Below are 22,957 nucleotides of genomic sequence, written 5' to 3'. Positions count from 1 at the left end.
CGCGAGGCGAGTGTCATTTCGCCACCTCCCGGAACGCCGCGACGAACTCGGCTTCGGCCTCGGCGGTCGTCTCGGTCGCACACACCTGCACCAGGTGGTCGTCGACCGCGTGGACCGCGAAGCCCTCGCCTGCGAGGTCCCCGACGACGGCGCTGGCCGGCTGGTCCGTGCGGGCGAGGAACTCCCGGAAGTGGTGGCGGTCGTGGACCGGCGCTTTCACGCCGACGATATCATCGAGGCGGGCGGCGAGGTCGCTGGCGCGGGCCACACACTCCTCGGCGAGGTCGACCAGCCCGTCCGGGCCGAGCCACGCAGCGTGTATCGCGGTCCTGAGCGCGACCCACGCCTGATTCGTACAGATGTTGGAGGTGGCCCGCTCCTTGCGGATGTGCTGCTCTCGCGTCTGGAGCGTCAGCGTGTACGCGCGGCGGCCGGCGGCGTCCTCGCTGGCCCCGACCAGTCGACCGGGGACCTGCCGCAGGTACTCCTCGCGGGTGACGAACATTCCGAGGCCGAAGCCGTAGGCGGTGCCGGTCCCCAGCGACGCGGCGTCGCCGACGACCACGTCCGCGCCCACGTCGGCCGGGCGCTCCAGCAGCGACAGCGCAATCGGGTCCGAACCGAGGCAGAACAGCGCGTCGTGGTTGTCCGCGAGGTCACCGATGGCCCCGAGGCGTTCCTCGATGACGCCCCGGACCGTCGGCGTCTCGGCGTACACCATCGCGGTGTCGTCGTCCACCAGTTCGGACAGCGCCGCCACGTCGACGACGCCGTCAGTCATCGGATACGCTTCGACCGTGAGGTCCGGTCCCTCGGCGTAGTTCGACAGCACGGCGCGTTTGCCCTCCCGGAGGTGTTCGGGAACCAGAATCCGGTCACCCGAGACCGAGCGCACGCGCTGGGAGAGCGTCGCCGCCTCGCCCAGTGCCGTCGCGTCGTCGTACATCGAGCAGTTGGCGATGTCCAGTCCCGTGAGTTCGACCACTATCGACTGGAACTCGAAGAGGGCCTGGAGGAATCCCTGTGCGACCTCGGGCTGGTACTGTGTGTAGGAGGTCAGGAACTCCGAGCGGCCGGCGAGATCCTCGACGACGCTCGGGACGTAATGGTCGTAGTGGCCGCGGCCCAGAAACTCGGTGAGGTCGGCGTTGCGGCCCAGGAGGCCGGCGACTTCCCGGCGCGCCGCCCGCTCGCTCCGGGCGTCGATACCGAACTCGCCGTCGAAAGCGACGGACTCGGGGACGTCGAACAGCGAGTCGAGGTCGTCGACCCCGACTGCATCGAGCATCGCCGCGGTCTCTGCGGCCGTCTGCGGTGCGTACGGACTGCCTGTCGCGTGTGAGTCACTATCGCTCATATGAGGACCACCCAGTAGCGCCGGGGTGACATGATAGCGGCAGCTAACGACCGTGTCCACATTAGGTTACTCCTTTCACCCCTGCAAGGGGCCACTGCCACCGGGGGTTACTCGATCTGGTCGCGGTACGCGGCGGGTGAGAGCAGGTCGTCGATCTCGCTCTCGTCGGCTATCTCGACCTCGAGCATCCAGCCCTCGCCGAAGGGGTCTTCGTTCAGCAGCTCCGGTTCGTCGCGGAGCTTGTCGTTGACTGCCGTGACGGTGCCGGAAACGGGGGCGTACACGTCGGACACAGCCTTGATCGACTCCACCACGCCGAAGTCATCGCCTGCGGTCAGCTCCGCCCCTTCCTCGGGCAGTTCGACGAACACCACGTCGCCGAGTTCGTCCTGTGCGAACTCGGTGATGCCGACCTCGGCAGTGTCGCCGGAGACGCGCACCCATTCGTGTGACTCCAGATATCGCAGGTCGTCGGGAACGTCGAAGCTCATCTATCGAGGAATGGCGTGCTCCTGGTACGTGCTTTCTTCGGTTCGCCGCGGACGACCACGCGGACGGATTCGCCTGGTTCGGCATAGGCCGCTGGGACGTATGCGAGGGCTATCGGTGCCCCAAGCGTCGGACTCATCGTCCCGCTGGTAACGTGACCGAGCGGCTCCCCGTCCGGCGTCGTCACGTCGTACCCGTGGCGTGGGACCCCACGGTCGACGAGTTCGATGCCGACGAGCTTCTCTTCGGGACCTTCCGCGGCGATGCCCTCCAAGGCATCCCGACCAGTGAACTCCGTATCGAGCTTGACGGTCCAGCCGATACCGGCCTCGTAGGGCGTTCTTGGCTCGTCGACCGGATGGAACTCCTGGCCCGAGAGCAGAAACCCCATCTCCAGACGGAGGGTGTCGCGCGCGCCCAGTCCGCAGGGCTGGCACTCCAGCGCGCCCCAGACCGCTTCGGCCTCGTCCCACGGGCAGAGGATCTCGAAGCCGCGTTCGCCCGTGTAGCCGGTCCGGGCGATCAGCGAGTCGACGCCGGCGACAGCCCCGTCAGTCACCTCAAACCGCGAGAGCGAGGTGAAATCGGCGTCTGTCTCGGCCGCCAGCAGCTCCGGGGCCTCGGGACCCTGGACGGCGAGCATCGCGTACTCCTCGGTCCGGTTCGTCACGGTCGCGTCCAGCCCCCGTTCGTCCCGTGCCGTGAGCCATCGTTCGGTCATCTCCCCGTCGTGCCCGGCGTTCGGGATAACCAGGAACTCATCGGCCGCGTCCGCGGGTAGTCGGTAGACAACAGTGTCGTCCAGCATGATCCCGCCCTCGTCGGTAATGGCCGCGTACTGGGCCTCTCCCGGGTCCAGCACCGTCACGTCGTTGGTAGTCAGCCGCTGTGTCAGCGTCGCCGCATCCGGACCGTCGACGGTTATCTGGCCCATGTGCGAAACGTCGAACTTCCCGACCTCGCTCCGGACTGCCTCGTGTTCTGTGCGGATCGACTCGAACTCGACTGGCATCTCCCACCCGCCGAAATCGGTAAACGAAGCGCCGGCACGTTCGTGCATTGCCGAGAGCGGTGGTGACCGCAGTGACATACGCCGACATCTCGTACCGCGTGGTCTTACCGTTTGGCCCTTCGACGCTTGCGGACCACTGATAAATCATATACGACGATATCAAATCGGTGTTGGGCGAACCGAGGTACCGAGACTGGACACAAAAACGAGTCGCCCGATCCGTTACTCCTCTCGCGCCAGCGGGAACGTGAGTTCGACTCGTGTTCCGCCGTCAGAGTCTTCGGCCAGCGTCACGGCTCCGCCGAGGCGTCGGACAAGCCACGTGACCGCCCACATCCCGAGGCCGCGACTGTGTGCTACCGGTCCCTCCGTCTCCGACGCCACGACCTTTCGCTCCATGTCGGAGATACCGGAGCCGTCGGTATCGACCCTGACTGTCACCTGACCTGTCGGCGTCTTTTCGGCCGCGAGTTCGATAGTCGGGGCGGATCGGTCGCTGTATTCCAGTGCGTTCTCGACGAGGATCTCGAAGATCAGGTCGAGGGCCATCCTGTCGCCCGATATCTCCGCGTCGGTGGGTTCCACTTTAATGGTGGCCCCAGGATGCTGTTCTGTGAGATCGTCCCGGACATCGGTGAGGACCTTCCGGAGGTGGACTGTGCCACTGCGGGGGTCACGCTCGATGACGCGGTCGAACGTCCGTGCTCGCTCGGCCAGCGAATCGAGTTCCGCCGACGCGCTGTCGATTCTGTCGATGTGTCCTCTGGCAACGTCAAGGGAGAAATCGGGCGAGCTGAGCGCTTCTTTGAGGAGTCTCGCATTGCCTCGGATCACGGTCAACTTGTTTCGGATGTTGTGTCGGAGGATCCGACTCATGACCATTATTCGCTGTTCTCGCTCCTTGTCCCGGGTGATGTCTCGAACGATCCCCCGTAGTTTCGGGGTCCCGTCACGGACGGTTTTTTCGGCCCGGAGTCGGAACCAGCGCTCGGTTTCATCCGCAATCTGGCGGCGTGCTTCCAGCTCCATCGGTTCGCCGGTTTCGCGACAGGCCTCGATTGCGTCGCGGAGGGCTGGCCTATCGTCGGGGTGGTACTGCTCGAGGGCCTCCTCAAGCGTCGGATTGTACTGTGCCATGCCGTAGAGACGCCGCATCCCGGTGGTTCCCTCAATCAGACCAGTCTCCAGATCGAGTTCCCAGCCGCCAACGTCGGCCAGCGTCTCAGTCCCGACGAGCCACTCCAGTTGCTCCTCCCGCTGTTTCAATCTCGTTGCGTCGTCCAGGCCGACGACGACACGCTCGACAGTCCCGTCATCACCCAGTATCGGCGCGGCGTTACTCGAGAGCCACCGTTCAGTCCCGTCAGCGAGCTCTATCCAGTGTTCAAACCCGAACACTGGTTCGCCGGATTCGAACACCCGCGCAACCGGATGTTCCGCCTCGGGGATCGGGGTCCCGTCCTCGTAGGAGATATTCCACTCCGGCTGGTCGTACCGTCTTCCAGTGATCTGATCGTGTTCGAGGCCGAGCAGGTCTTCGGCGCGGTCGTTGGCCAGTAAGATCTCGCCTGATGACTCTACCACGACGAGCCCGACCGGGCTGATCTCGAACACCCGCTCGATGAGGGCTTGCTTCTCCGCACGCTGCTTTCGCTGTGTGATATCCTCGGCCAGCCATAGCACGCGCTCCGTCTCGTCGCCACCAACTGGCGTGACACGGGCCTCGAAGTACCTGTCCCCGTGGTCGAGTGAGAGCTGGTACTCCATCCGCTGTTGTTCACCGGTCTGTAAGGCGTCCACGATGACTGTGTAAAACCGGTCCGCCTGTGCCGTGGAGAAGATATCCCAGAGGTCCGTTCCCAGCAGCGTTTCCGGCCGTTTGAAGAATAGTGCGCCGTTGTGGGCGTTGTGGATGACATCCACGAAGACGCCGTCGGCGTCAAGTACGACTGCTGGGTCGGAAATTATCTCGCAAAGCCCGTTTAGCACGTCTTGATCCGGTGGCGATTCCCTACTCATGGTCCCACATATCGAATGGTTGTAGCCGGTCGATTCTATCTGGAAAGACTATCCGAAAAATGAGCAAGGAACCCTCGTAAGTGTTGCGTAGTCTCGTTTGCTATAGCGAATGCTGATTTATGACGTGAAACGGCACGCATAAGCGGGCCGGGCGGGGAATGGGGCGCATGGAGCTGTTTCGTCGGATATTCGGGGAGATAGATTCGCGCCGTCGCGTCGGACTGTTCGTTGATGGGCCGAACGTGCTCAGGTCGGAGTTCGACGTCGACCTCGACGAGGTCCGCGACATCGCGGCCGAATACGGCCCGCTGGCGATCACGCGCCTCTACGTCGATCAGAACGCCTCGCCGGGGCTCATTCAGGCTGCCGAAGCCCGCGGGTTCGAGGTCCGAACCACCAGCGGTGACGTGGACGTGCGCCTCGCCGTTGACGCGACGGATGCCGTCGTCTCCGGACGGATCGACGTGCTGGTCGTCGCCTCGCGGGACACGGACTTCAAACCGGCGCTGGAGGTAGCTGCCCGAGAGGGTGTCAGAACGGTCGCCGTCGCGCCGGGGGAGTACGGCCGCTCCGACGCGTTGCGGAACGCGGCCGAGGACGCAGTGACGCTCTGAGACCGCCAGGACGCCAACTGTTTTTTCGACCAGTGCCATTGGTCGCGTATGGATATTGACGACACGCCGGTACTGGACAACCATCTCCACCTCGACCCGGTCAACGGCCGGAACGTCGAGGCGGCCGAGGAGTTCGCCGACCACGGTGGGACACACCTGCTGGTGCTCAACAAGCCGTCCTGGCATCTCGCCGAAAAGGCGACGGAGGAAGCGACGTTCCGTGAGGTGTTCGATCTCACCGTCGACGCCGCCACAGCAGCGTCGGACGTACTGGACGGTCGCGCCTGGCCCGTCCTCGGGGTCCATCCCGCGCTGATTTCGAAACTGGTCGGCGAGGGCTACACGCCGCCGGAAGCGCGGGATATCATGCAGACCGGCCTCGATGTGGCGGCGGAGTACGTCGCCGACGGCACGGCGCTGGCGATGAAGTCCGGCCGACCGCACTACGACGTGGACGACGCCGTCTGGGAGGCCTCGAACGAAGTGATGTGCCACGGGTTCGAACGCGCCGCCGACGTGGGCTGTGCGATACAGCTCCACACCGAGGGCGGCGAAGACTTCGAAGACGTTGCGCAGTGGGCCGAACAGCGCGGTCTCGACCGGACACAGGTCGTCAAACACTACTCCGGCGGTCGGCTCCGCGGCCCGGTCAAGTCAGTGCTTGCAGACAAGAACGAACTGGAGATCGCGGTCGAGTCCGACGAGCCGTTCCTGATGGAGACGGATTACATCGACGATCCGGACCGCCCGGGGGCGGTGCTTGGGCCGAAAACGGTGCCACGGCGCGTCCGCTGGCTGCTGGAACACGGACACGAGGACGCGATACGGACGGCACACGTCGAGACGCCGGCAACAGTGTACGGCATCGACACCGAGGCGACGCTGGAGCGGTAAACGGCGACGGCAAAAGCGGGTCCGGCGGTTATCCGAACTTACCGGTGATGTAGTCCTCGACGCGCTGGCTGTCGGGGTTCTCGAAGATCTTGTCGGTATTGTCGAACTCGACCAGCTCGCCGCCGGTGAGGAAAACGGCCGTCTTGTCGGAGATGCGGGCCGCCTGCTGCATGTTGTGGGTGACGATAACGACAGTGAACTCCTCGGCCAGTTCCTCGATGAGGTCCTCGATCTTCGAGGTGGCAATCGGGTCGAGCGCCGAGGCCGGCTCGTCCATCAGGATCACGTCCGGGTCGACGGCGATGGCCCGGGCGATGCAGAGCCGCTGTTGCTGGCCGCCCGAGAGGTCCAGCGCGCTCTTGTCCAGTTGGTCCTTGACCTCCTCCCACAGTGCGGCGCGCTTGAGCGCCGTCTCGACCTTCTCGTCTATGTTTTCCGTCTGGTCCTGAATCCGGAGGCCGTACGCGACGTTGTCGTAGATGGTCTTGGGGAAGGGGTTCGGGTGCTGGAACACCATCCCGATGCGCCGCCGCAGCGCCACTGGGTCCACGTCGGCATCGTAGACGTTCTTCCCCTCGAAGTAGAGGTCCCCCTCGACCCGCGCCGCGTCGATGAGGTCGTTCATGCGGTTGATACACCGCAGGAATGTGGACTTGCCACAGCCGGAGGGGCCGATCATGGCCGTTACCTGTTTTTCAGGGATAGCCAGGTCGATGCCCTGGAGTGCCTGGGTCTCCCCGTAGAACACGTTCAGATCGCGGGACTCGATGACTGGCTTCCCCGTCTCGCCCGCGGTCGCCTCGGTCCCCTCAACGTCGATCGACTGCTCGATGAGGGGGTCGCCGGACGGGTCCGGCGACGATGCGGCCGTTTCAGCGGTCGGTGTGGGCTCGGTACTCTCGTTGCTCGTCATCTCGTTGTCTGTCATGAATTATCCTGTTCGCTGATACCGGTTCCGGATGACAATCGCTGTCGCGTTCATCACCAGCAACACTGCAAGCAGTGTAATCACGCCGGCCGCCAGCACGCCGTGGCGGAACGCCGGGTCCAGCTCCGACGACCACGAGAAAATCTGGCGGGGCATCATACTCGCCACGTCGAAGAAGCTGTTCGGCGCGAGCCGGACCGACGCCGCTGCCCCGATCATCAGCAGCGGGGCCGTCTCGCCGATGGCCCGACCCAGCGCCAGTATCGTCCCGGTTAGAATGCCCGGCAGCGCTTCGGGGAGGACGACCTGCCGGATCGTCTGCCAGCGGGTGGCCCCCATCCCGTAGGAGGCCTGTCGGAACGAATCGGGGACGGATCGGATCGCCTCCTGAGCGGAGATGATCACGATTGGGAGTATCAACAGGCCGACGGCGAGGCCGGCGACGATGACGGATCCCTGGGGCCACTGGAGAACCCGGATGAAAAGCGCCAGTCCGAGCAGTCCGTAGACGACTGACGGAACCCCCGCGAGGTTCCCGATGTTGATCTCGATGAGCGTGACGACCCTGCCCATCAGCCCCTTCGAGGGGGCGTACTCCTCCAGGTAGATCGCCGCCCCGACACCGACCGGGAACGTGGTGAGCACGATCACGATGATCATCATCACCGAACCGACCATCGCGGGGTAGATGCCAGCATCGGCGGCCGTCCGCGAGGTCGCGCTCGTCAGGAATCCCCAGTCGAGCCAGGGGTCCGGTCCGGCGAACCCGAGCGCGCCGGTGATGACGCCGCCGACGATCACGCCCAGCACGGCGACGACCGGGAAGGCGAGTCCGCGGACGCCCTCGCCGCGACGGACCACGCCTTCCACGTAGACACCCAGCGGGAGGGCAGCGAACGTGACCAGCAGCAGCCACACGTCAGTCCCGATTCCGAGCAGCGGCCCGGCGACGACGCCAAGCACCGCGACCGCAGTCGTCACCCCGACGACGGCCAGGCCGTCACGCCGTGACTCGCGTCGCTGTTCGATAAACCAGCCTGCGGCACCGGCGACTGGGAGCACGAGCGTCAGGAGCAACATGACCCAGTCCGTGGGTACGAACGGGAGCATCATGATCGCCTCCCGGAGGCTGATCACGCGGTAGTACAGCCCGAAATCGAGCCCGAGGGCCGCGGCGGCGTCGGTGACGAACCAGTTGAATCTGGTAGGTGGTAAACCGAACACCGTGATGATCGGGGCGAGGAGCACGACCACGAGGCGTTCCAGCGCGGCCCTCGGTCGCAGTCGGCCGTGTGCGACGATCAGGCCGACAGCCACGACCAGCGAGATGAGGAGCGCGAACCATTCAAGCACGGAGAGCAGTTCGATGAACAGGACCGCAAACCCGCCTGTGAGCAGGAGGCCGACGACCGGGAGTCCGCTGGTGACGTAGGCGACTTCGCCGGCCGGTTCGTCGAGTCGGTAGTAGTAGACAGCCAGTGCAGCCAGCGGCACCAGCACGGTGGCGGCGTAGGTCGCCAGCCACCCCGCGTCGGCGGAAAAGGGCCGAAACGCGTCGTTGGCGACGAACAGCAGGAGGAGCAGGACGGAGACGAGTCCGAAGGCGGTCGCTGCGAGACAGGTCGCCTCGAAAGCGCTCCCACGCAGATGATTGACGTCGCTTTGCTCCCCGTGCCAGCCTGTTTCCGGTTCTCGTGTTGCCATCAGTTCAGTCCCCCAGTGGTCATTCGTACTCCTCCCGGTAGCGCGCCGCGATTCGGTTGCTCAGCAGGTTCAGCAGGAACGTGATGACGAACAGCGTCAGGCCGATAGCGAAGAGGCTGGTAAAGCCCAGTTGACTGACGCTGTCGGCGCTGTTGATCTGGACCATCGCCGCCGTCATCGGCTGGTACCCCTGGAAGAGGTTCGCCAGCGGGTCCGAGAGGTTCAGCATCCGGGGCCGACTACCGGCCGCGACGACGACGATCATCGTCTCGCCGATGGCACGCGACAGGGCGAGGATGAACGACGAGAAGATGCCCGACGCCGCCGCGGGGACGACGATGCCGGTCGTCACCTCGAACTTCGTCGCGCCCATCCCGTAGCCGGCCTGTCGCAGCGAGTCCGGGACGGCGCTCATCGCGTCCTCGCTCAGACTGGAGACCATCGGGATGATCATGATCCCGACCATGATGGAGGCGCTGAGGATGTTGAACGTGTTGACCGGGAGGCCGATGGTCTGGAGGAACGGCGTCACGTACACGAGCGCGAAGATACCGTAGACGACCGTCGGGATACCCGCCAGGATCTCCAGCCCCGGCTTCAGAACCGAGCGCATCTGCTCGCTGGCGTATTCGCTGAGATAGACTGCCGCCGCGACGCCCGTCGGGAGCGCGATGACAGCGGAGATCACCGTGACCAGCAGCGTGCCGCTCAACAGCGGGAGCAACCCGTAGACGTTCCGACTGATGAGGAACTCCGTTCCGGTAAAGAAATCGACCGGGTTCACCAGCGTAAAGAACGTGATCGCGTCGCGTGCGAGCAACACGACGATGCTGACGGTGACGAGAATCGATGTGGCAGCACACAGGAGCAAGACGTACCGATACATGCGCTCGCGTGCTGCACGCCCGCTCGGTCTGGACGTGATATCCGGCCCGGGCGTCTCGGTACTCATTGTGTTGTCTCTCGTAATTTCCCCATGTAAGTAAACCGATTCTGTACCGTGTTAGCCGGCAATCTCGTCCAGCTTTTCGAGGTTCTCGTCGCGCTGGGCTGTGCTCGAAGGGACGTACCCGATATTCTGGACCACATCGGTTTCGGCCTGTTCGAGATAGAAGCGAATGAACTCGTAGACCGCCTCCTTCTGGAGGGCTGATTCGGACACGTAAATGAACAGCGGCCGGGCCAGCGGGTACGAACCGTCCTTTGCGTTTGCCAGGCTCGGAGGCGTACATTCGTCGTCCTCTTCAGCCTTGACTTCGACGGCTTTCACCGCCTCCGAGTTGGAGTTGTAGTAGGCGAAACCGAAGTACCCGATGCCGCCCTCGTTGTCACGAATCCCCTGGACGATGGTCTCGTCTTCCTCGGTCGGCTGGTATTCGGTCGTGTGTTCGGTGTCCTCGCCGACGACGTTCCCGTTGAAGTAGTCGAACGTCCCAGAGGTCGATGCCGGGCCGTAGCGTTCGATCTCCATGTCGGGCCACTCGTCGCGCACGTCCGACCAGTTCGTGACATCCCCCTCATCGCTCCAGATCTGCCGCAGTTCGTCGAAGGTCAGGCAGTCGACCCAGTCGGCGTCGTTGTTGACCGCGACGGTCAGCGCGTCACCCGCGACCTCGAACTCGACCGGTTCGACGTCGTTGCTCGAACACTGCTCGATCTCGGCGTCCGTGATGGGGCGGGACGCCCCGTTGATGTCGGAGTCGCCGGGACAGAACCAGTTCTCGAAGCCGCCACCGCTGCCCGTGGAGTCGACGGTGACGTTGACGCTTTCGTGTTCCGCCATGAACTCCTCTGCCATCGTATCAGAGATGGGGAACACGGTACTGCTGCCCTTGATAATGACCTCTCCCGAGAGCCCGTCGGAACCGCTCCCGTCGGAACCGCTCCCGCCATCGGAGCCACCGCCGTCGCCACGACTCGTGTTCTGAACGCACCCAGCCAGTGCCAGTGCCCCAACCGCACCGGAACTTGTCAGAAAACGACGGCGTGAGAGACCACCGCTCGGTGAATCTGTCATCACCTGATTGGAGATGAAGAGCGGATAAGTACCCTACTATTAGCCCTATATCTGGATATAAACACTATATACTACTATATATTTATTCGAGCTACTCCCGTTTCGCACGCATAAACCGGCAGATCGGCTGTCTGAAAGCGATGGTGTACCGATTGGAATGGGCAACTACCAGTATTCTCGTGCTAGCAATTCACACCACTACGGGTTTCCCGTGATGTGAGGTAGCATGATAGAGCCGGTCAGAGTTCTGATACGTAGTATATAGTTACGACATCTTTTATAAAGTATCGGCGCGTATTCGTAGTACTATGGAGACACGCAAAGTACAGCTGACGGGTGGGTCCACGTATACCGTCTCACTGCCGAAGGAGTGGGCGACGGAGAACGGCGTCGACAGCGGTAGTATCGTCGAGTTCTACGCCGAAGACGACTTGCTACTGGTCTCGCCACAGGACGGCGACGACCGCGTCGAGGGGACGCTGGATGTGACCGGCCTCGAAAACAGACACGAACTCACGCGGGCCGTGATGACGATGTACGTCAGCGGCTTCGACATTATTCGACTGGAAGCCTCGCGGATCACAGCCGAGCAGCGTCGCATCATCCGCGATGCCACGCAGGGACTGGTCGGCCTGGAGATGATCGAAGAGACAGCCGACCGAGTCGTCCTGCAGGACCTGCTGGACTCCTCGGAGCTGTCCGTTCTCAACGCCATCACGCGTATGCGGCTGGTCTCGTTGACGATGCTTTCCGACGCCGTCGAGGCGCTCATCGAGGACGACGACGACCTCGCAGAAGACGTGATGCAACGCGACGACGACGTGGACCGCCTCTGGTACATGGTCTCGCGCGTGTTCCGGACCGTCCTCCGCAATCCGACGGCTGCCAACGAAATCGGCTTCCCGCGCGAGACGGTGTTCGACTACCAGTCCAGCGCCCGCCAGCTCGAACGCATCGCCGACCACGCCACCAAGATCGCCGGCCTCTCCCAGGAGATCGGGGAAATTACCGGCGAAACCGCCGACCTCCTCGACCAACTGGAAACCGAGGCCACCGCTGTCCCCGAGACCGCCATGGATGCCCTGTTGGCTGACGACAGCGACGAGGCCGTCGAACTGGCAAACGAGGCCCGCAGCCAGATTCCCGACGTCGACGAGACAGCCCGCGGCGTCGACGGGAAGGTCAGGGAGCTAGACCCCCAGAGCGCACAGTTGCTTGGCCGCGTCGTCGACTCGCTGTCGCGGACCGCCGACTACGGCGGCAACATCGCCGAGAGCGCGCTCCAGAAAGCTGCCCCGCGGCCCTGACCGGCGCTGTCGCTCGGTGACCGTCGACAGCCGAAAAAAGCTGATCGCTTGCCGGATTACTCGACCAGCACGGCGTTGACCTGGCCGTGCTGTCCGGGGCGGGAGGTCACGCGGGCCTGACCCTCGGACGTGTCGATGATTGCGCCTTTGGTGATGATGTTCCGTCGGGCGTAGTTCGGGTTCGACGGGTTCTCGACCACGTTGTCGATGGTCGCTTCGACGGTTTCCGCGCCGTCGGCGATGCTCGCAACGTTGGTCTTGACGGCACGGACCTTCTGGGTGTTACCACGGGAGTCGACGGTCTTCAGGCGCTGGTCGCCGACCTGCGTCTCGGTCGTCTCCTTTCCGAGTTCGTGTTTCTTCTTCTTGTGGTTCGGTCGTCGGCGTCCGCCTGTCCGCTTGCGAGGGGAGCGTCCCTGGTCTTTCATACGGGAAGGAAGACCCAGCGGCTACTTGAACCGTTCGATGCCGACTCGCTATCGCAATCGTTACCCCCGCGCCGACCGGCTGTGCTGACGATGAGTCTGAAGACGGCCGTCGCCGCGCCGTTCCGCCAGCGTGGCACCGACCGGATGGCGGAAAGCGAGTTCGTCGTCGCGCTCTCGCTGGACCGGAACTGGTTCTCGCCCGACCAGGCAAAGACGCTGGTCGACGTCGCCGCGAGCGAGGGATTACTCGAACGGGAGGACGACGACCTGGTCGTCGCCTTCGACGCCACCCACACCGACGTACCGGACGGGTTCGCACCGGGCGAGGAAATCCTGCAGTCGCGGTCGACGTTCGAGCGGGTGCTCGATGCGGTCGTCGAAGCCGGCATCGAGAAGCAGACAGCCGTCGCCGGCATCAACGCACTCCAGTCCGAGGTCGGCGTCACGCTGGAGGCCGCGGCCGTGGTGTACGCGCGCAGTGAGGGTGTCGACGTCGAAGCCATCGCTGCGGACGTTCGGGAGGAACTCTGATGGTCAAAGACAGGATTTCTGATGGCCGGCGGATCGGACAGTTGCTCGCCTCGGAGCTGACCGGCCTCCAGCGCGGGCCGCTCGCCGACGTGTCCGTCGTCGATGCGGACAGGGACGTGGAGCCGACACCGACGGGCGCGTTCGCCTACCGCGTGACGGCCGGCGGCACCGAGGTCGCGGTCGTCGAGGTAACGCCGGAAACGGCCCGACTGGTCCTGGAGCAGGAGCCCGCAACCGTACCGGATCGCGACGATATCACCATCGACGGGACAACTGTCGTCGTTCACAGCGGCGCGGCGGTGAAAGCCGCGGTCGACGTGCTTGAGCGGACGCTGTCGGCGTAGGACAGTTTTCGAACGGGGCGGCGGTCTGCGATGCCCGAGATCAGTGACGGCTCGGCTCGGCAATCGCCGCGGACGTCCACGCGACGAAGCCGGTAAGAACGAGCACGGAACCGAGTATCGCTGTCGCGGCAGCGATAGCAAGCACCAGCGTCGGGAGGCCCAGCGGCGTCCCGACGGCGATGACAATCGGCGTCACGGTGATACAGAGCGACCCCAGCGCGACGGCCCGGCGCTGTGTCGTCGTCAGTTCGATGCCGAGATGGAACAGCGACCCGGGCTCCGGGTCGGGAGCGGCGAGGCCGAGACACAGCAGCGGGACGCCGATGAACACCAGCGTCGCGGCGACGGCGTACGACCAGAACAGCCACTGCCCGGACGCGGGCGCGAGCGACAACAGCGCGCCGACGGCAACGAGGCCGACACCACCGACGAGTCCGAACTGCCGTAGCCGTGGGTCTTCCAGGGCTTCGCTCAGGTCCGGGAGGGTCTCGGCCACGTGACCGACATCCATGAAACGGTCCATGAGCGGGCTTCTACCTGCGGTGTGAAATAGACACGGGAGAAAATATCAAATCTGATTCCGACGGCGTGGTCCACGACGCGAGAAGGAAACGCTTGTATCGCTGCCAACCGCCGCGGTATCTATGCACTTCTTCGACCGTCTCGCGGACCGCATCGCGGCCGCCGACAGCGTGGTGTCGGTCGGGCTCGACCCGGACCCCGCTCGACTCCCGGACAGCGTGCTGGACGCCGACCTGCCGCGCTGGCAGTTCAACCGCCGCATCATCGACGCGACCCACGAACACGCCGCCTGCTACAAGCCAAACGCCGCCTTCTACGAGGACCCCGACGGCTGGCGCTCGCTGCAGGAGACCATCGCCTACGCACACGGGAAGGACGTACCCGTGCTGCTTGACGCCAAACGGGGCGACATCGGCAACACGGCACGTCAGTACGCCCAGATTCTCGACGACGATGAGGGGCCCGCCGCCGACGCCATCACGGTCAATCCCTTCCTAGGCCGCGACTCGCTGGAGCCGTTCCTCCAGCGCACGGACCGGGGCGTGTTCGTCCTCGGGCGCACCTCGAACCCCGGCGGCGAGGACCTCCAGGACCTCGAACTGGCTTCCGGCGAGAAGCTGTACGAGCGGGTGGCCCACCTCGCGGACCTCTGGAATCAGAACGGCAACGTCGGCCTCGTCGTCGGCGCGACCAACCCCGACGAACTCGAAGAAATCCGTGAACTGGTCCCGGACATCCCGTTTCTCGTCCCCGGCGTCGGCGCACAGGGCGGTGACGCCGAAGCGGCCGTCGAACACGGCCTCGCCGACGGCGTCGGCCTCGTCAACTCCTCGCGGGGTATCATCTTCGCCGGTGAGGACGCCGATACGCGCCGGGACGACTCCGGCGACGCGTTCTTCAAGGCCGCCGGCCAGTCCGCGAAACAGCTCAAACAGCGGCTGAATCAGTTCCGGTAGCTCAAAACTGGTACGTATCCACGCCGTCGGGCATGTCTTCCGACGGGACGCGGTCGCTGGGCCGGCCGACCTCCGCGGCGCACTCGACGCACATCCCGGTGTCCTCGTCCCAGTGGCGGTCACAGACCAGCCGCCCACACCTGTCACAGGTGTGGTCCACGTCGGGGCGCTCACAGAGTTCACACAGTCCGGCTACGCTCATGCTATAGAGTAGCATGCCTGGCTGTTTGAATCTTTGGCGACGCGACTACTTGGCGTTTCATCGACCGCCGAACAAGACACGCCCCGACCGAAACAGCCACGAAGTATTTGCCCGTGGACATTCCTATCTGTACTATGTTGTCGCTCCTTCAGATCGGCGCGCTCCCGTCACCGCCGGCGCTCCTCGTCGGCTTGCTGGCCATCGCTGTCGTACTGCTCGTCGGTCGACTGGTCATGAAAGTGGCGTGGCGGCTCGTCATCATCGCCATCATTGCGGTCGTCGTCCTCTGGATACTCGGAATGCTGGGCTTCCAGGTGCTCTAGAGTCCGGCGAGAAAATTCCGGATGACGTCGTGGCCGACCGCGGTCAGGACCGACTCCGGATGGAACTGCACGGCTTCGATGGGGTACTCGCGGTGGCGGACGCCCATCACCAGTTCCGTGCCGTCCTCGGTCTCCGTCGTCGCGCTGACGACGAACTCCGCTGGAACTTCTTCAGCGATGAGTGAGTGATAGCGCCCGCCCTGGAACCCCTGTTCCAATCCCGCGAAGACGCCTTTCCCGTCGTGATCGATGGGGAAGGCCTTCCCGTGAATCGGTTCCGGTGCGCGGCCGATGGTGCCGCCGTAGGCGTACACCGCCGATTCGAGCCCGAGACAGACCCCAAGCGTCGGCACGTCGGGGCTGACCTCACGAAGGACATCCAGCGTGACGCCGACGTCACGTTCGTTCTTCGGGTGGCCCGGTCCCGGCGAGAGGATGATGGCGTCCGGGTCGAACGCCGCGACATCATCGAGCGATGCCGTGTTCCGGACGACTTCAGTTTCGGCGTGTTCGGACACGTACTCGACGAGGTTGTACGTAAAGGAGTCGAAGTTGTCCACGAACAGCACCCGGAGGTCGTCCCTGACAGCGTCCTCATCGGCCGGCTGTGACGCGCTCATCGGGTCATCTCCTCGGGATCGGCGTCGGCTGCCGGCTGGTCGCCCTCGTCCTCGATCTCTTCTAACGCCGTCAACACGCCGTCCATTTTCTGTTCGGTCTCGATGTATTCGCTTTCGGGGTCCGAATCGGCGACGATGCCGGCCCCGGCCTGAACGGTGATGCGATCTTGGTCACCCTCGTCTTCGACCGTGGCCGAACGGATTACGATAGCGAAATCAGTGTCGCCGTCCCAGTCGAAGTAGCCGACGCCGCCGCCGTAGGGACCTCTTGGCGAGCGTTCGAGTTCGTCGATGATCTCCATCGCGCGGATCTTCGGCGCGCCCGAGAGCGTCCCCGCCGGGAACGTCGCGCGGGCAGCGTCGAAGGCGTCCTTGGCCGCGGCGAGTCGGCCCGTCACCGTGGACTCGATGTGCTGGACGTGGCTGTACTTGAGGACGTTCATGAACTCCGGGACGCGGACGCTGCCGGCCTCGGCGACGCGGCGTACGTCGTTGCGTGCGAGGTCGACGAGCATGGTGTGCTCAGCCCGCTCCTTTCCGTCGGCGAGCATCTCGCCCGCGAGGCGGCGGTCCTCGACGGGCGAGTTCCCGCGCGGGCACGTCCCCGCGATGGGGTTCGAAACGACGTGGTCACCCGCGACGGAGACGAGCGTCTCCGGGCTCGCGCCGACGATAGTGAGGTCATCGTAGCCCAGCAGGTACATGTACGGCGAGGGGTTCACCGCTCGGAGCGCCTCGTAGAAGCCAAGCGGGTCGACCTCGCCGTGCAGTTCGCGGGTCCGCGAGATGACGCCCTGGTAGATGTCGCCCGAGAGGACGTACTCCTTGGCGCGCTCGACGGCGTCCTCGTACTCGCCTTTGGGTCCGGCGACCTCGTCCTCGCGGCGGAAGCCGCCGGTTTCGAGCGGTGACAGGTCCGAGAGCACGTCCTCGACGCGCTGGGCCTCGGCAACCAGTTCGTCGTAGCGCTCGCCGGCGTCCTCGTCCTGGCGGACGACCGGCGTGAACACGAGCGAAACGGTCTCCTCGACGTGGTCGAAGCGGACCGTCGACGTCGTGAGCACGAACTGCGCGTCCGGGAACCGCGAGTCCGGACGGTCCAGGCCGACCTCGTCGAGCCAGAGGTCGTAGACGGCGTCGTACGAGAGGAAGCCGACGAGGCCGCCTTCGAGGTGCTGGCGGTCCATCTCGGGGAAGTTCCGCAGCGCCACGTCGGGCATCGCTGCTCGGAGGTCGTCCACGACGTCACCGCCGTCGGTCGTCACGAGGTCGGCGTAGCGGTCGTCGAAGGCCTCCACCTCGCTCTCGTCGCCGGTCACCGTGACGACGGCGCGCGGGTCGTAGCCGACGAAGGAGAAGCGGGCGTGGCGGTCGTCGGTCTCCGGTGCAAACGCGCCGTCGGGGTCGCTGGAGGCGACCTTTTCGGCGCTTTCCAGCAGGAACGTGTAGTCGTTTGCGGCTACGTCGCTCGTGCGGCCGGTCAGGGCCGCGTAGGCGGTCAGCGGCTCCACATCCACGTCCAGTTCCGCGGCGGCGCGGACGACGACCGGTCGGTCAGCCTTGGCGTGTTCGACGAACTCACCATGGGAGATATCGAGGGTCATACCGCGCCCTCCGACACCTGCTTTGCGTTCCGGACGAACCGCTCGACGGCGTCGTGGTCTTTCGTCCCGCCCGAGGATTCGACACCGCTGGCCACGTCGACGGCGAACGGACCGACCGTCTCGACGGCCTCGGCCACGTTCTCGGGGGTCAGCCCGCCGGCAAGCACGATTGGCACGTCCAGCGAGTCGACGAGGTCGCGCGTGCGCTCCCAGTCGTGTGTCTCGCCCGTGCCGCCGCCGCCGTCGGCGTCGACCGAATCGACGAGCAGGGCGTCTGCGTGATCGGCGTAGTCCTCGATATCCGGCGCGTCCGCCTCGACGACGGCGACGGTTTTCTGGGTGATTCGACTGTCGAGGGCCCCGAGTTCCGCCGGCGAGAGCCCGTCGTGGACCTGTATTGCGTCCGGTTCGATTCTGTCGACGCGCCTGACGGCTTCCTGAACCGTCGTCGGCATCGTCACCAGCACGCTCGTTACGAACGGCGGGACGCCGGCGACGAGCGCCTCGGCGGTGGCCTCGTCGACTTCGCGGGGCGTGTCAACCGGAACGCCGTGGATGACGCCGACCGCGTCAGCGCCGGCCGCGACGACAGCGTCGCGGTCCTTACCGCCCGTCACGCCACAGATTTTCTCGCGCGTCATGCCCCGATCAGGTCTTCGAGTTTATCGGCCGCCTCGCCCGACTCGATGGCCTGCCGGGCCTGTTCGACTCCTTCCTCGTGCGTGTCGGCGACGCCAGCGACGTAGATTGCCGCGCCGGCGTTGGCGAGGATGATGTCCCGCTTCGCGCCGGTGACCTCGCCGGAGACGATGCCGCGGAGGTCAGCCGCGTTCTCATCCGGCGTGCCCCCGGCAATCGCCTCAATATCGTGTGTCTCCAGCCCCATGTCCTCCGGTGTAATGGTGTACTCCGCGATCCGGTCGCCGGTGACCTCCGCGACGGCCGTCTCGCCGTGGATGGCGATCTCGTCGAGGCCATCGCCGTGGACGACCAGCGCCCGCTCGACGTCCAGTCGGGCCAGCGCCTCTGCCATCACGGGCACGAGGTCCGGGTCGTAGACGCCAAGCACCTGCGCGTCCGCGTCGGCGGGGTTCGTCAGCGGCCCGAGAATGTTGAAGACGGTCCGCATCCCGAGTTCCTGGCGCGGGCCGATGACGGCTTTCATCGCCGGGTGGAACACGGGCGCGAGCATGAAGCCGATACCCTCGCGCTCGATGGTGTCCTCGACCTCCGGCGGTTCGGCCTCGATGTCGACGCCGACCTCTTCGAGCACGTCGGCACTCCCCGACGAGGAAGAGACGGAGTAGTTGCCGTGCTTCGCAATCGGGACGCCAGCGCCGGCCGCGACGATGGCGCTCGTCGTCGAGACGTTGATCGTGTTGTAGTCGTCGCCGCCGGTCCCGCAGGTGTCGACCAGCCCCTCCCGCTCGGGCCGGATAGTTCGTGCGGCGTCGCGCATCCCTTCGGCGAAGCCGGCGATCTCGGCCTCGGTCTCTCCCTTCGCCCGCAGTGCCGTCAGCAGCGCACCGATCTGTGCCTCGGTCGCATCTTCGAAGACAGTCGTCGCAACGGCCCGAGCCTCGGCCTGTGTCAGGTCCTCGCCGTCTGTGACGCGTTCGATGTACTCTTTCATTGTATTCACCAATGGACTTTTTCGTGTTGTGATGTACAAATCCGTACATTGACTTAAGCCTATCGGGACCCCCACTCGCCGACGAATATATGTGGGCAATCAACAGACAACGTGGCGATACGGAATCCGAAACCTTCAATTACACCCACCGGAAACAATGTGGTGTACCTCGCAGTGAGGGTTCGTGGTCTAGGTCGGTTATGACACCTCCTTGACATGGAGGAGGCCGGCGGTTCAAATCCGCCCGAACCCACTATTTTTGTCGCGACCAATTCGGGAGCAACGAAATCGTTCGTGAGGGCGATTTGAACCCTGAATGACGAACGAACTGAGTCTTTCTCTGGTTCACAAGCCGCCCGAACCCACTTCTACTGTCGCTACCCGGCGAGCGTAGCGAGTCGGCAGCGACAGGCGGATTTGAACTAGACGAGTCGGTCGCTTCTCCCCTCAACTTCATGTTATTGCAGAGACATTTAATTACTAGGCACGTGAAATGTCGTTATGACGCTTACTGACCGTATTCCGCTGATGCAGCCAGAGTCGACTACTCGAAACGTTGTTGTCGGGATTGGGTATCTTTTGACGAGTTGGATATGGTTAATATTCCTGCCATTCATCACGGCACTATTCGTCTGGCGCAACATGTACGGGTGGGCCGACGCTCTTGATGGGCTTCCAGGCATAAGCAGCGGCGGTGGACTCATCGCTGGGGGCGTAGCGTTCGTATATGTATTCGTCATAGTCAGCATCGTAGGTGCAGTTGCCGGAGGTGGCGGTGGGAATGAAGGCGGCGACACTCAGACTGTGACTGACGGCGGCGCAGCCACCACGCCAACACCAAACAACGATACTCCTGATCAGACGCGGGCACAGACAGCTACGCTAGATTCAACACAGACTGCAGTGTCAGAGACTACACCGACCGTAACACCAACGCTAACGTCTACACCAACAGCGACACTGACTCCGGAGCCGACACCAGTAGGCGTTAACCCTGATGCACGAACTCACCTCCCATCAATTACGACGGTTGACAATTATTACGATGAGGGCCGGACACCACTATCAGGTACCGGTCAATCCGTCACAGAACCTTTCGAATTCGAAGGGGGGCTGATGGTCTTGGATTATGAGCACAGTGGTGATTCGAACTTTCAGGTTGAAATTTATGATAGTGATGGTGAACGAGTGGATATCCCGGTCAATAAAATTGGCAGTGTAGATGGAACCACAGCTGTGGCGCTACCTGCAGGCGAGTATTCACTGGATGTCAATGCCGATGATGATTGGGAGATCGTGATCGCACAGCCGCTTGCTCCCGAGGAGGATATTCATGCACCTCCTGCAGCCTCGAATGGAAGTGAACCAACAGTAGTCGGTCCGATTCGGCTCGAGGGTTCCATTGTTGTAACCGCGAGTCACGATGGAGAGTCCAACTTCCAGGTCTTCTTTTATAATGAAGATGCAAACTCGGATTTTGAACGTACAACGGTGTTCAATGAAATCGGCACGATTGAGGACGCCCAAACACGTGAATCTCACACTGGTGTGGCCTGGGTTGTTGTCGAAGCGGATGGGGATTGGGAGTTGGAATTCGAAGAGTAGCTATTATCGGGACTATAGTAACGCATTTATCAGACACTTATTCGCGTTAGGGGGTGGATAGTCATACTGGAAGCGGACGTTCGTTCAACCCCCCGTTGGGATCTATGACTTCGCCAGTGTTCAAGCAACTGTACGAATCTGCGCTTTCTGACGCTCTCCATGAGGACGCTCTCCTTCTCGATATCGGGGCCAAAGACGGAAAGATCGCCTCCGAACTCGCCGATAGCATCGGCTGTCGGGCGCTCGCCCTCGATATCGACTTCGATGGCGAAGCGGCGACGCTTCCCTGTGACGCCGTACAGGCGGACGGGACGGCGATGCCGTTCCCTGACGGCAGTGTCGACGCGATAATCTCCAATATGGTGTTCGAGCACGTCCCTGACGAGGAGCGACTCATTGCCGAGACGGCTCGTGTCCTCGCTGACGACGGGATATTCGTCGCTATCTGTCCGAACCGTGCCTGGCCGGGCGACGGCCACGGCTATCCGGTCGGGATGCCCTGGTTGCCCGATGCAATCGGAAACCGAGTCGCAAAGCCATACGACAGACAGTACGACCGAGACGAGGAGTGGTATCAGGCGGCTTACCACCCCGTGTGGTCGATAACCGTCCGGAAAGAGCTAGCAACGTATTTCGACAGCGTCGAGTTCCGGTCGGCGAAACTACTCGACGCTGACCTCGACCGTTCGGACACGAAACAGCGCTTGCTCGATACGTTCGCCGAGCCGCTGGAACTGGCTTTTTCATCGCGCGTGGGAACACGACTCGTCGAGATGGTGTTTCCGACGCCGGTGTACGTTTCGACACGGCCGAAGTGAGGATATCGGTCTCGATTACGTCCAGTAGTTTCTTGCCCCAACCGCGTTAGAGTCATCTATATGAGAGATCAGGTCCAGTCGGCGGACGCGTTCGAACAGTTCGTGTTGCTGGCGGTCGTAGAACTCGAAACGGCCGGTGAAACGCCGGCGCACTCCTATCACGTCACACAGACGGCGAAGGCGCATCTCGCGGATATCGACCGACAGCCCTTCGGCGGCGTCGAGCGCCAGGAGGTCATCTCGGCGCTGGGCCGACTCGCCGACAAGGAGCTGTTGGTCAACGAGAAGTCGGAGTCACCGACCGGGAAAGGACGGCCGGGGTACGAACTGGCCGGAGACCCTGGAGAAGTGCTCGAAGTGCTGTCGGAGACAGACGAGTTCGAACCGTACGTCGAAACGGTCCGATCTTCGTAACCGGTTTTCCTCGTTAGACGACGCTCACGCTGCCGCGCTCCTGGTCGAGCGCGGGCGGCTGGCCCGCTTCGAGACGTTCGAGGCGATCCATGATCGTGTGGACGACGTCGTCTTTCGTACAGGGGGCGACGTGGACGAGTTCGCTGCCGTCGTACTCAGCAAGCCCCATGACGGGCAACACCTTGGCGTCGTACGCCGACGCTGTCGCTTCTGAATCAACGGTCGTGTCCTGGTAGAACGATTCCAGCGAGACGTTGTTGGTCAGTGCCCACTGCTTGAATTCGGCGACGCGGTTCAGGATGTACGTGCCCTCCGCCGTTCGTGCGGCGGCCGACCGTGGTGCGATCTGTTTGCCCCAGACGACGACGTTGAACCCGTCAATACGGTCGTTCTCGTCGAGTGTTTCGAGACGATCAATGACCGCTTCCTGTCGCTCGTGTGCGCCGTCGGGCAGCATCGACCGGACGTAAAGCTCGATGTGAGGTGTCGGGACAGTATCACTCATAGCTATCAGACAGCACACCCGGCTGACACATATAGATACTGTGAGAGATGTCTGCATAGTACAGATGCATGTATCAGGGCTGAATCGGCATGATATCAGCACTTCCTATCG

26 protein-coding genes and 1 tRNA gene are annotated in these 22,957 nt (G+C 63.6%); 11 read left to right on the top strand and 16 right to left on the bottom strand.

From position 1 onward, the window contains the following. Positions 1-13 precede the first annotated feature (13 nt). The 4 genes from gcvPA to ACY9XZ_RS18465 form a co-directional block, all read right to left on the bottom strand. On the bottom strand, positions 14-1,357 hold the full coding sequence (gene gcvPA, locus ACY9XZ_RS18480; protein ID WP_463458469.1) for an aminomethyl-transferring glycine dehydrogenase subunit GcvPA: 1,344 nt from the start codon (positions 1,355-1,357) through the stop codon (positions 14-16). Between the two features lie 107 nt (positions 1,358-1,464). Continuing rightward, positions 1,465-1,848, bottom strand: coding sequence for a glycine cleavage system protein GcvH (gcvH, locus tag ACY9XZ_RS18475; protein WP_463458468.1), 384 nt, complete (start codon positions 1,846-1,848; stop codon positions 1,465-1,467). Beyond that, entirely contained in the window at positions 1,845-2,936 is a 1,092-nt protein-coding gene (gcvT, locus tag ACY9XZ_RS18470) for a glycine cleavage system aminomethyltransferase GcvT (protein ID WP_463458467.1), read from the bottom strand. Before gcvT ends, gcvH begins: the two co-directional genes overlap by 4 nt. A 144-nt stretch (positions 2,937-3,080) precedes the next feature. Continuing rightward, entirely contained in the window at positions 3,081-4,877 is a 1,797-nt protein-coding gene (locus tag ACY9XZ_RS18465; protein WP_463458466.1) for a sensor histidine kinase, read from the bottom strand. A gap of 167 nt (positions 4,878-5,044) precedes the next feature. Between ACY9XZ_RS18465 and ACY9XZ_RS18460 the strand changes: the two genes are divergently transcribed. Continuing rightward, on the top strand, positions 5,045-5,491 hold the full coding sequence (locus ACY9XZ_RS18460) for an NYN domain-containing protein (RefSeq protein WP_463458465.1): 447 nt from the start codon (positions 5,045-5,047) through the stop codon (positions 5,489-5,491). Between the two features lie 48 nt (positions 5,492-5,539). Then, positions 5,540-6,385 carry a TatD family hydrolase gene (locus ACY9XZ_RS18455; RefSeq protein WP_463458464.1) on the top strand — a complete coding sequence of 282 codons (846 nt, stop codon included), beginning with the start codon at positions 5,540-5,542 and terminating at the stop codon, positions 6,383-6,385. A 28-nt stretch (positions 6,386-6,413) separates the two neighbouring features. Here the strand turns inward: ACY9XZ_RS18455 and pstB are convergent, their stop codons facing one another. The 4 genes from pstB to ACY9XZ_RS18435 are packed head-to-tail and all read right to left on the bottom strand — an operon-like array spanning position 6,414 to position 11,034. Beyond that, entirely contained in the window at positions 6,414-7,313 is a 900-nt protein-coding gene (gene pstB, locus ACY9XZ_RS18450) for a phosphate ABC transporter ATP-binding protein PstB (protein WP_463458463.1), read from the bottom strand. 3 nt (positions 7,314-7,316) lie between these two features. Continuing rightward, positions 7,317-9,017, bottom strand: coding sequence for a phosphate ABC transporter permease PstA (gene pstA / locus ACY9XZ_RS18445; protein ID WP_463458462.1), 1,701 nt, complete (start codon positions 9,015-9,017; stop codon positions 7,317-7,319). A gap of 19 nt (positions 9,018-9,036) precedes the next feature. Next, positions 9,037-9,969: a phosphate ABC transporter permease subunit PstC gene (gene pstC / locus ACY9XZ_RS18440; RefSeq protein ID WP_463458461.1), complete on the bottom strand. Its 933-nt coding sequence runs from the start codon at positions 9,967-9,969 to the stop codon at positions 9,037-9,039. Between the two features lie 51 nt (positions 9,970-10,020). Then, positions 10,021-11,034, bottom strand: a complete 1,014-nt coding sequence (locus tag ACY9XZ_RS18435) for a phosphate ABC transporter substrate-binding protein PstS family protein (RefSeq protein ID WP_463458460.1) — start codon at positions 11,032-11,034, stop codon at positions 10,021-10,023. Between the two features lie 308 nt (positions 11,035-11,342). Here ACY9XZ_RS18435 and ACY9XZ_RS18430 point away from each other — a divergent pair, with 308 nt between their 5' ends. Then, positions 11,343-12,341, top strand: coding sequence for a PhoU domain-containing protein (locus tag ACY9XZ_RS18430; RefSeq protein WP_463458459.1), 999 nt, complete (start codon positions 11,343-11,345; stop codon positions 12,339-12,341). A gap of 56 nt (positions 12,342-12,397) precedes the next feature. Here ACY9XZ_RS18430 and ACY9XZ_RS18425 read toward each other — a convergent pair whose 3' ends face one another. After that, on the bottom strand, positions 12,398-12,769 hold the full coding sequence (locus ACY9XZ_RS18425; RefSeq protein WP_463458458.1) for a 30S ribosomal protein S8e: 372 nt from the start codon (positions 12,767-12,769) through the stop codon (positions 12,398-12,400). 90 nt (positions 12,770-12,859) lie between these two features. On the opposite strand from ACY9XZ_RS18425, the gene ACY9XZ_RS18420 reads away from it, so the two are divergent. Both ACY9XZ_RS18420 and ACY9XZ_RS18415 read left to right on the top strand, forming a co-directional pair. After that, positions 12,860-13,300, top strand: coding sequence for a DUF2240 family protein (locus ACY9XZ_RS18420; protein ID WP_463458457.1), 441 nt, complete (start codon positions 12,860-12,862; stop codon positions 13,298-13,300). Further along, positions 13,300-13,644 (top strand): hypothetical protein, encoded by a 345-nt coding sequence (locus tag ACY9XZ_RS18415; RefSeq protein ID WP_463458456.1) that lies wholly within the window; start codon positions 13,300-13,302, stop codon positions 13,642-13,644. The genes ACY9XZ_RS18420 and ACY9XZ_RS18415 overlap by 1 nt, the downstream gene beginning before the upstream one ends. 40 nt (positions 13,645-13,684) lie before the next feature. Here the strand turns inward: ACY9XZ_RS18415 and ACY9XZ_RS18410 are convergent, their stop codons facing one another. Beyond that, positions 13,685-14,167: a hypothetical protein gene (locus ACY9XZ_RS18410; RefSeq protein ID WP_463458455.1), complete on the bottom strand. Its 483-nt coding sequence runs from the start codon at positions 14,165-14,167 to the stop codon at positions 13,685-13,687. Between the two features lie 121 nt (positions 14,168-14,288). Between ACY9XZ_RS18410 and pyrF the strand changes: the two genes are divergently transcribed. Next, positions 14,289-15,122, top strand: a complete 834-nt coding sequence (gene pyrF / locus ACY9XZ_RS18405) for an orotidine-5'-phosphate decarboxylase (RefSeq protein WP_463458454.1) — start codon at positions 14,289-14,291, stop codon at positions 15,120-15,122. Position 15,123: 1 nt separating this feature from the next. Here the strand turns inward: pyrF and ACY9XZ_RS18400 are convergent, their stop codons facing one another. Then, a complete protein-coding gene (locus tag ACY9XZ_RS18400; RefSeq protein WP_463458453.1) occupies positions 15,124-15,324 on the bottom strand; it encodes a hypothetical protein in 201 nt (66 codons plus the stop codon). 134 nt (positions 15,325-15,458) lie between these two features. On the opposite strand from ACY9XZ_RS18400, the gene ACY9XZ_RS18395 reads away from it, so the two are divergent. After that, positions 15,459-15,647 carry a hypothetical protein gene (locus ACY9XZ_RS18395; RefSeq protein WP_463458452.1) on the top strand — a complete coding sequence of 63 codons (189 nt, stop codon included), beginning with the start codon at positions 15,459-15,461 and terminating at the stop codon, positions 15,645-15,647. On the opposite strand, the gene trpG is transcribed toward ACY9XZ_RS18395, so the two are convergent. The 4 genes from trpG to trpD are packed head-to-tail and all read right to left on the bottom strand — an operon-like array spanning position 15,644 to position 19,504. Then, a complete protein-coding gene (gene trpG, locus ACY9XZ_RS18390; protein ID WP_463458451.1) occupies positions 15,644-16,267 on the bottom strand; it encodes an anthranilate synthase component II in 624 nt (207 codons plus the stop codon). The two genes, ACY9XZ_RS18395 and trpG, sit on opposite strands and share 4 nt — an antisense overlap. Beyond that, a complete protein-coding gene (gene trpE / locus ACY9XZ_RS18385; RefSeq protein WP_463458450.1) occupies positions 16,264-17,871 on the bottom strand; it encodes an anthranilate synthase component I in 1,608 nt (535 codons plus the stop codon). Before trpE ends, trpG begins: the two co-directional genes overlap by 4 nt. Continuing rightward, entirely contained in the window at positions 17,868-18,512 is a 645-nt protein-coding gene (locus ACY9XZ_RS18380; protein WP_463458449.1) for a phosphoribosylanthranilate isomerase, read from the bottom strand. Before ACY9XZ_RS18380 ends, trpE begins: the two co-directional genes overlap by 4 nt. Next, complete coding sequence (gene trpD, locus ACY9XZ_RS18375) at positions 18,509-19,504, bottom strand: anthranilate phosphoribosyltransferase (RefSeq protein ID WP_463458448.1); 996 nt, start codon at positions 19,502-19,504, stop codon at positions 18,509-18,511. The genes ACY9XZ_RS18380 and trpD overlap by 4 nt, the downstream gene beginning before the upstream one ends. 178 nt (positions 19,505-19,682) lie before the next feature. On the opposite strand from trpD, the gene ACY9XZ_RS18370 reads away from it, so the two are divergent. From ACY9XZ_RS18370 to ACY9XZ_RS18355, 4 genes are all read left to right on the top strand, one after another. Next, a tRNA-Val gene (locus tag ACY9XZ_RS18370) sits at positions 19,683-19,757 on the top strand. A gap of 248 nt (positions 19,758-20,005) precedes the next feature. Further along, entirely contained in the window at positions 20,006-21,109 is a 1,104-nt protein-coding gene (locus ACY9XZ_RS18365; RefSeq protein ID WP_463458447.1) for a hypothetical protein, read from the top strand. Between the two features lie 104 nt (positions 21,110-21,213). Beyond that, positions 21,214-21,927: a class I SAM-dependent methyltransferase gene (locus ACY9XZ_RS18360; protein WP_463458446.1), complete on the top strand. Its 714-nt coding sequence runs from the start codon at positions 21,214-21,216 to the stop codon at positions 21,925-21,927. A 60-nt stretch (positions 21,928-21,987) separates the two neighbouring features. Continuing rightward, on the top strand, positions 21,988-22,341 hold the full coding sequence (locus ACY9XZ_RS18355) for a hypothetical protein (RefSeq protein ID WP_463458445.1): 354 nt from the start codon (positions 21,988-21,990) through the stop codon (positions 22,339-22,341). 13 nt (positions 22,342-22,354) lie between these two features. On the opposite strand, the gene ACY9XZ_RS18350 is transcribed toward ACY9XZ_RS18355, so the two are convergent. Further along, the gene (locus ACY9XZ_RS18350; protein ID WP_463458444.1) at positions 22,355-22,846 is read right to left on the bottom strand and encodes an HTH domain-containing protein; all 492 of its coding nucleotides are present in this window, start codon (positions 22,844-22,846) and stop codon (positions 22,355-22,357) included. Between the last annotated feature and the right edge of the window lie 111 nt (positions 22,847-22,957).

The organism is Haloarcula sp. HT12, from assembly GCF_055271655.1.
Note: the sequence above shows the minus strand (reverse complement) of the source record. Positions and strands in the feature narration are given on the sequence as shown.

What these genes read in the sequence shown, in the direction of transcription:
- gcvPA (WP_463458469.1), bottom strand. Translation starts at nt 1,357, where the DNA reads ATGAGCGATAGTGACTCACACGCGACAGGCAGTCCGTACGCACCGCAG.
- gcvH (WP_463458468.1), bottom strand. Translation starts at nt 1,848, where the DNA reads ATGAGCTTCGACGTTCCCGACGACCTGCGATATCTGGAGTCACACGAA.
- gcvT (WP_463458467.1), bottom strand. Translation starts at nt 2,936, where the DNA reads ATGTCACTGCGGTCACCACCGCTCTCGGCAATGCACGAACGTGCCGGC.
- ACY9XZ_RS18465 (WP_463458466.1), bottom strand. Translation starts at nt 4,877, where the DNA reads ATGAGTAGGGAATCGCCACCGGATCAAGACGTGCTAAACGGGCTTTGC.
- ACY9XZ_RS18460 (WP_463458465.1), top strand. Translation starts at nt 5,045, where the DNA reads ATGGAGCTGTTTCGTCGGATATTCGGGGAGATAGATTCGCGCCGTCGC.
- ACY9XZ_RS18455 (WP_463458464.1), top strand. Translation starts at nt 5,540, where the DNA reads ATGGATATTGACGACACGCCGGTACTGGACAACCATCTCCACCTCGAC.
- pstB (WP_463458463.1), bottom strand. Translation starts at nt 7,313, where the DNA reads ATGACAGACAACGAGATGACGAGCAACGAGAGTACCGAGCCCACACCG.
- pstA (WP_463458462.1), bottom strand. Translation starts at nt 9,017, where the DNA reads ATGGCAACACGAGAACCGGAAACAGGCTGGCACGGGGAGCAAAGCGAC.
- pstC (WP_463458461.1), bottom strand. Translation starts at nt 9,969, where the DNA reads ATGAGTACCGAGACGCCCGGGCCGGATATCACGTCCAGACCGAGCGGG.
- ACY9XZ_RS18435 (WP_463458460.1), bottom strand. Translation starts at nt 11,034, where the DNA reads ATGACAGATTCACCGAGCGGTGGTCTCTCACGCCGTCGTTTTCTGACA.
- ACY9XZ_RS18430 (WP_463458459.1), top strand. Translation starts at nt 11,343, where the DNA reads ATGGAGACACGCAAAGTACAGCTGACGGGTGGGTCCACGTATACCGTC.
- ACY9XZ_RS18425 (WP_463458458.1), bottom strand. Translation starts at nt 12,769, where the DNA reads ATGAAAGACCAGGGACGCTCCCCTCGCAAGCGGACAGGCGGACGCCGA.
- ACY9XZ_RS18420 (WP_463458457.1), top strand. Translation starts at nt 12,860, where the DNA reads ATGAGTCTGAAGACGGCCGTCGCCGCGCCGTTCCGCCAGCGTGGCACC.
- ACY9XZ_RS18415 (WP_463458456.1), top strand. Translation starts at nt 13,300, where the DNA reads ATGGTCAAAGACAGGATTTCTGATGGCCGGCGGATCGGACAGTTGCTC.
- ACY9XZ_RS18410 (WP_463458455.1), bottom strand. Translation starts at nt 14,167, where the DNA reads ATGGACCGTTTCATGGATGTCGGTCACGTGGCCGAGACCCTCCCGGAC.
- pyrF (WP_463458454.1), top strand. Translation starts at nt 14,289, where the DNA reads ATGCACTTCTTCGACCGTCTCGCGGACCGCATCGCGGCCGCCGACAGC.
- ACY9XZ_RS18400 (WP_463458453.1), bottom strand. Translation starts at nt 15,324, where the DNA reads ATGAGCGTAGCCGGACTGTGTGAACTCTGTGAGCGCCCCGACGTGGAC.
- ACY9XZ_RS18395 (WP_463458452.1), top strand. Translation starts at nt 15,459, where the DNA reads ATGTTGTCGCTCCTTCAGATCGGCGCGCTCCCGTCACCGCCGGCGCTC.
- trpG (WP_463458451.1), bottom strand. Translation starts at nt 16,267, where the DNA reads ATGAGCGCGTCACAGCCGGCCGATGAGGACGCTGTCAGGGACGACCTC.
- trpE (WP_463458450.1), bottom strand. Translation starts at nt 17,871, where the DNA reads ATGACCCTCGATATCTCCCATGGTGAGTTCGTCGAACACGCCAAGGCT.
- ACY9XZ_RS18380 (WP_463458449.1), bottom strand. Translation starts at nt 18,512, where the DNA reads ATGACGCGCGAGAAAATCTGTGGCGTGACGGGCGGTAAGGACCGCGAC.
- trpD (WP_463458448.1), bottom strand. Translation starts at nt 19,504, where the DNA reads ATGAAAGAGTACATCGAACGCGTCACAGACGGCGAGGACCTGACACAG.
- ACY9XZ_RS18365 (WP_463458447.1), top strand. Translation starts at nt 20,006, where the DNA reads ATGACGCTTACTGACCGTATTCCGCTGATGCAGCCAGAGTCGACTACT.
- ACY9XZ_RS18360 (WP_463458446.1), top strand. Translation starts at nt 21,214, where the DNA reads ATGACTTCGCCAGTGTTCAAGCAACTGTACGAATCTGCGCTTTCTGAC.
- ACY9XZ_RS18355 (WP_463458445.1), top strand. Translation starts at nt 21,988, where the DNA reads ATGAGAGATCAGGTCCAGTCGGCGGACGCGTTCGAACAGTTCGTGTTG.
- ACY9XZ_RS18350 (WP_463458444.1), bottom strand. Translation starts at nt 22,846, where the DNA reads ATGAGTGATACTGTCCCGACACCTCACATCGAGCTTTACGTCCGGTCG.